Genomic DNA, 4,876 nt, shown 5'->3' on the forward strand with positions numbered 1-4,876 from the left:
GCGGCCGATCGCGGAGGAGGTCAGCCGGCGGCGCCGGTGCTCCACCACTCGTTGAAGCCGGGGCGGCCCGTGCGGCGCTCGAAGAGGCCCATCATCGGCATGGCCATGGCCTCGCCGCAGTAGACGTAGATCCGCTCGCCCTCCACCTCGACGTCGACACCGAGGTGCCGGTAGAGGTCGATCGCGGCGGACATCACGCGGTAGCGCTGGTCGGGCGGGAACTCCACGCCGACGCGGCGCATGTCACGGCCCCGGTCGCGGCTGCCCATGATCTCGCTCACCCGCATGCGTTCCGCCTTCCCGGCGAAACGGTTCGGGAATCCGAGATCGGACGCGGAGCCGGCCTTCGCCGACGTCCATGGCAACACAGGAGCGGAGTGGGGCCTGCGCCGAATGGCGGACCCTCAGGGGCTCCCAAGGTTCCTGATCGGAACCGACCCCATCAGCTCAGCGAGCGCGCTCGATCCGGCAGCCGGTGCACTGGCAGCGGGCCGCGGCCTCGCGAGCCAGGTCGCGCTGCGTGCGCCGGTTCGCCCGGTCCAGCTGCCACTCGGCACCGAAGGCGCGACGGAGGGCGGGACGGGCGGGGGCGAGGAGCGTGAGCGACATGACCGGCTTCTTTCGACTGCGCGAGCGGCCGGCCCTGGGTAGAGGCCTGGATCTCCGCTTGCAGGGACGACGGTACGTGTCCTCCAAATGGAGGACCAGACCCACGATCGGGGTACACACCGGGTCCCCCACCGTGAGGACGACGCCCGGCGCCGCGGCACCCCGAGGTGTCAGTGGGTCAGGCGCGTCTTGGGGACGCCGCGGCGCACCGGCGCCGGGTAATAGGTGTGGTTCAGCTCGCCGCCCTCGTCGCGGTGCGTGAAGCCGCTGCGGAGGAACAGCGTGCGGTCGAACACGAACGAGTCGGGCAGCGGCCCGCGGATCGTGCCGTGGTCCACGGAACCACCGACGCCGCGCAGGTGCACCGTGTGCACCTCGTCCGACGCGTTGCCGGAGTCGACGAACCGGATCAGGGTCTCTTCCATCAAGGAACTCCTCTCGATGCGGGCCGACATGGGTACAGCGGCCGCCCCCGCTGACATCCACGGTACGAAGGACTCGGAGTTCGCCGGAGGGGATTGACAAGCCCCTGGGACGCGCTAGACCCTTGGCCGACCGCTCGTCGAGCACGCGCAGGGAACCGGATCGGCGAGCGCCGCACAGCCGGAACTCCTCGCCGCGTGTCACGGTGCGCCGTCGCGGTCCGCGTCCGCTCCGGACGTACCGTCTGCCCATGAACCGGCGCACCCGCCTCCCCCTGCGACAGATGGTCGTCCTCGGCGCTGCCGCGGCCGTGCTCGTGGCGCTGCTCTGGCCGCATCACGTCGACGGGGCGATCACCTGGCTCGCCTCCGGACCCGAGCTCGGGGCTGCCGGCGGGGCCGGCGGGATCGTCTGGTGGGCGCTCGAGGACCTCGGCAACATCGCCCTGTTCGCGCCCCTCGGCTTCGCCCTCGCCTGGTGGAGCCGGCGGCCGCTCTTCGCGCTGCTCGCCGGCGCGAGCGTGTCCCTGGTCTGCGAGGCGGCGCAGCACTGGATCCCGACGCGTGTTCCCTCGCTGCAGGACGTGCTCTGGAACGTGCTCGGGACCCTCGCCGGCGTGGCGCTGGCGTTCGCGCTCGGCCGCTCCCGGGCAGCAGCGTCGCTCTCGTTCGACGAGGAGCTCAGGCGGCTCGAGCAGTCGACGCCGAAGCTCGGGGCCGACGCGTAGGTGCGCCCGCCCTCAAGCGAGCCGGGTCTGACCGCACTCGGTGCACGCCCAGTAGACGCCGCCGGCGGCCGTGCTCGCCGGCTCCATCCGGTGCAGGCAGACCGGGCAGTTCGGCACTTCGAGCGTCCCGTCCTCGAAGGGATCGCCGGTGCGCGTGGGCTCGACGATGCCGCCGTCGCCCGATCCCTGGTCGCTCGCCATGCCCCCATGGTGCTCCCATCCGACGCGCACGGAGCGCCCAGCGGAGCGGTCACGGCGTGTCGGAACCGCCCCGACGAGGGGCAGCGCTCCGGCGAACTACACCGAAGTAACCCCCGATCAGGGCTCTTCCGCTCCCCCTCCGGCGCGTGGAGGATGGGACGCGTGATGCTTCCGCTCCTGCGCCGAGCGCTGCTCGCGACCGCAGGAGCTGCCGTCGTCGCCGCCACCGCCGCACCCGCAGCGATGCCGGCCGCGCGCCCCGAGCACGTCAGCATCGAGCGCGCCTCCGCCTCGGCGGGCTCCTCGCGCACGCCGCATCCGTACGAGCTCTACCAGCACTCCGCGACGACCAAGCCGGTGCAGTGGCTCGCCTGCCGCGCGATCGCCTACCGGATCAACCCGGCCGGGGAGCCGGCGGGGATGACTCCGGTGATCAGGTCCGTGATGAGCTCGATCGGCAAGCAGACCGGCGTCGGCTTCGTCTACGCGGGCACGACCACGCACACCTTCGACGCGACCACCTTCGACCGCCGCACCCCGACGATCTACTTCGCCTTCACCGGCAAGCACGACGTCGCCGGGCAGCACTTCGCCTGGCCCGGACAGATCGGCGTCGGCGGCCCGGCCGCGGCCTGGTACGTCACCCCGTCCGGCAGCACCTTCGAGGCGATGACCTACGGGCGCGTGCTCCTCTACACGGGCTTCAAGGGCCCGAGGACCGGCCCGGGCAGCACCTGGCAGTCGCTCATCACCCACGAGGTGGGCCACGTGCTCAACCTCGACCACCGCACGTCGGATCGGGACGCGATGTACCCGAGCCTCACCGGCTACTCCCCCGGCAGGTTCTCCGCCGGCGAGGTGGCGGCGATGAAGCGGTCGCTGCGGACGAGCTCCTGCAACTACTCGGCCTTCGCGCTGCTCTGAGCCCCCTGCACCGGGGCTCGCCCAGGTGCCGATGATGACCGAGGGTGGAACCATGCCCGACGGAACCGAGCCGGATCCGGGCGCCGAGCGACGCGAGCCCTCGCGACGCGCGTTCCTGGTCGGTGCCGCCGGCGTGGGCGTCGCGGTCGGCGGCCTCGCGAGCGCGGCGATCCTGCTCGCGCGCGCCGGGGTGCCGGGGGCGGCCCCCTCCCCCTCCGCGTCCACATCCAGGAGCGGACCCGCGCGCCTGGAGACGACGACGGTCGCGCAGCTGCTCGCTGAGCGGCCGTTCCGCATCGCACACCGGGGCGGGTCCGACGACTGGCCGGAGATGTCGGCCTTCGCGTACCGGCGGTCGATGGCGCACGGCTATCGGGCGCTCGAGATGTCGGTGGCCCGGTCGTCCGACGGCGTCTGGTTCGGCTCCCACGACGCGACCCTCGACCGCGTCGCGGGGACCAGCGGGTTCGTCGCCGCCGAGCATCCGTGGGCCGAGATCGAGGGCCTCCGGATCTCCGCCGCGGGAACGCGGAACCCTGGCCAGCCCTCGCGCCCCTTCTTCCGCCTGGCGGACTTCCTCGCGGAGTTCGGGCACGCCGTGGTCTTCCTCGATCCGAAGGCCGCAGCGAGCCACTTCTACCCGGAGCTGCTCGATCTCGTCGGCGGCGCGGTTCCGGATCGTGCGGAGCACGTCGTCGCGAAGAGCCCCGGCGCCAACACCGCCTGGGCGCGGCTGGCCTCAGCGGCGGGCCTGCGCACCTGGGGCTTCTACTACGGCGCGGACATCGACAGCGGCCTGCTGCAGAGCACCGCGGCCCACTGGGACCTGCTCGGCCTCGACGTGACGGCTGCCCCCGCGATGTGGGCGACCGTGGTCGCGATGCAGAAGCCCGTCATCGCGCACGTGCTCCACACCGTCGAGGACAACCGGCAGGCTCTCATGCTCGGGGCCGCGGGCGAGATCGTGGCCGACGTCCTCGCCATCCGTCCCTGACGGCCGGTCAGCCCAGGTTGGCGTCGCAGGTGACGAGCTCGACGCCGGAGCTCGAGCCCGACTCGTTCGAGGCCACCTGCTTGCCGTCCACCTCGATGGAGCAGCCGAGCTTCGCCCTGCCGTCCAGGGCGATCGCCGCGAGCAGGAGCTGCTGCCCTCCGCCGCCCGTGACGGTGAGCTGCTGCGTGCGGCTGTGCGGCAAGGTCACCTGCTGGTCCCGTGCGCCGGCGCTCCTGCCGTCCGCGATGGTCGAGTAGGTGATCGTGGCCGTGCCGCTCCCGGTGACGCGGTAGACCACGGTGTGCTTGCCGGCAGCGAGGCCGGCACCGCTGCTCGCGCCGCCCGATGGCAGCACCGAGGGGAAGTCGGTGATCTGCGGGAGCTCGCCGACGCGGTTGCGGACGAATCCGGCGACCGCGATGGTGGAGACCACGATCGCGACGATCAGCGCGACGGCGCCGAGGATGAGGCCCGCCAGCGCGAACCCGCGGCGGCGGCCCGTCAGCACGAGCCCGATGATCCCGAGCACGATCGCCGCGAGCGCGGGAAGCCCGGCGAAGAAGGACGCGACAGGCAGCACGGCCAGGATCAGCGCGACGACCGCGAGGATCAGCGCGACGAGACCGACCGGGTTGCTGCGGCGAGGGGCCCGCTGAGCGGGTTCGCCGGCGCCGGGCGGTGGGGCGACGGGCGGGATGGGGGCCGTCGTCGGGTGCGCAGGTGCACCCGGGGACGGGTATGCGGTCGCGGAGTTCTCCGGAGGCGGGTACGCGGCAGTCGGGTTCCCCTGAGGCGGGGCGCCGTCAGCAGGGGGCCCCGCCGGCGGCGGGACGGCGCGCAGGGCGTCCACGACACCCGAACGCCGGGCGCGGAGCCTCAGTAGGCTTCAGCCGCAGCCCCCGACGGAGGAGGACCCATGGCCACCGACGAGCCGACGGGTCCGCCCGACGAGCGTCCGAGCCCCGAACCGCGCGACCCCTGGGCAGCGCCGGGCGGCG

General features: G+C 73.1%; 8 protein-coding genes. 3 read left to right on the forward strand and 5 right to left on the reverse strand.

Features of this window, described 5'->3' with window-relative positions:
* Positions 1-20: 20 nt before the first annotated feature.
* The 3 genes from VIG76_RS12345 to VIG76_RS12355 form a co-directional block, all read right to left on the reverse strand.
* Complete coding sequence (locus VIG76_RS12345) at positions 21-287, reverse strand: hypothetical protein (RefSeq protein WP_331954567.1); 267 nt, start codon at positions 285-287, stop codon at positions 21-23.
* A gap of 160 nt (positions 288-447) precedes the next feature.
* Entirely contained in the window at positions 448-609 is a 162-nt protein-coding gene (locus tag VIG76_RS12350; protein WP_331954569.1) for a hypothetical protein, read from the reverse strand.
* A gap of 170 nt (positions 610-779) precedes the next feature.
* The gene (locus VIG76_RS12355; RefSeq protein ID WP_331954571.1) at positions 780-1,034 is read right to left on the reverse strand and encodes a hypothetical protein; all 255 of its coding nucleotides are present in this window, start codon (positions 1,032-1,034) and stop codon (positions 780-782) included.
* Positions 1,035-1,282: 248 nt separating this feature from the next.
* Between VIG76_RS12355 and VIG76_RS12360 the strand changes: the two genes are divergently transcribed.
* Positions 1,283-1,759, forward strand: coding sequence for a VanZ family protein (locus VIG76_RS12360; RefSeq protein ID WP_331954573.1), 477 nt, complete (start codon positions 1,283-1,285; stop codon positions 1,757-1,759).
* Between the two features lie 12 nt (positions 1,760-1,771).
* On the opposite strand, the gene VIG76_RS12365 is transcribed toward VIG76_RS12360, so the two are convergent.
* Complete coding sequence (locus VIG76_RS12365) at positions 1,772-1,960, reverse strand: hypothetical protein (RefSeq protein ID WP_331954575.1); 189 nt, start codon at positions 1,958-1,960, stop codon at positions 1,772-1,774.
* 162 nt (positions 1,961-2,122) lie between these two features.
* On the opposite strand from VIG76_RS12365, the gene VIG76_RS12370 reads away from it, so the two are divergent.
* Together VIG76_RS12370 and VIG76_RS12375 are read left to right on the forward strand one after the other, a co-directional pair.
* Complete coding sequence (locus VIG76_RS12370; RefSeq protein WP_331954577.1) at positions 2,123-2,884, forward strand: M10 family metallopeptidase domain-containing protein; 762 nt, start codon at positions 2,123-2,125, stop codon at positions 2,882-2,884.
* 52 nt (positions 2,885-2,936) lie between these two features.
* A complete protein-coding gene (locus VIG76_RS12375; protein ID WP_331954579.1) occupies positions 2,937-3,878 on the forward strand; it encodes a glycerophosphodiester phosphodiesterase in 942 nt (313 codons plus the stop codon).
* 7 nt (positions 3,879-3,885) lie between these two features.
* On the opposite strand, the gene VIG76_RS12380 is transcribed toward VIG76_RS12375, so the two are convergent.
* Positions 3,886-4,728, reverse strand: a complete 843-nt coding sequence (locus tag VIG76_RS12380; protein WP_331954581.1) for a DUF4190 domain-containing protein — start codon at positions 4,726-4,728, stop codon at positions 3,886-3,888.
* Positions 4,729-4,876 lie beyond the last annotated feature (148 nt).

Source organism: Amnibacterium sp., assembly GCF_036559085.1.
Classification (GTDB): Bacteria; Actinomycetota; Actinomycetes; order Actinomycetales; family Microbacteriaceae; genus Amnibacterium.

What these genes read in the sequence shown, in the direction of transcription:
- VIG76_RS12345 (WP_331954567.1), bottom strand. Translation starts at nt 287, where the DNA reads ATGCGGGTGAGCGAGATCATGGGCAGCCGCGACCGGGGCCGTGACATG.
- VIG76_RS12350 (WP_331954569.1), bottom strand. Translation starts at nt 609, where the DNA reads ATGTCGCTCACGCTCCTCGCCCCCGCCCGTCCCGCCCTCCGTCGCGCC.
- VIG76_RS12355 (WP_331954571.1), bottom strand. Translation starts at nt 1,034, where the DNA reads ATGGAAGAGACCCTGATCCGGTTCGTCGACTCCGGCAACGCGTCGGAC.
- VIG76_RS12360 (WP_331954573.1), top strand. Translation starts at nt 1,283, where the DNA reads ATGAACCGGCGCACCCGCCTCCCCCTGCGACAGATGGTCGTCCTCGGC.
- VIG76_RS12365 (WP_331954575.1), bottom strand. Translation starts at nt 1,960, where the DNA reads ATGGCGAGCGACCAGGGATCGGGCGACGGCGGCATCGTCGAGCCCACG.
- VIG76_RS12375 (WP_331954579.1), top strand. Translation starts at nt 2,937, where the DNA reads ATGCCCGACGGAACCGAGCCGGATCCGGGCGCCGAGCGACGCGAGCCC.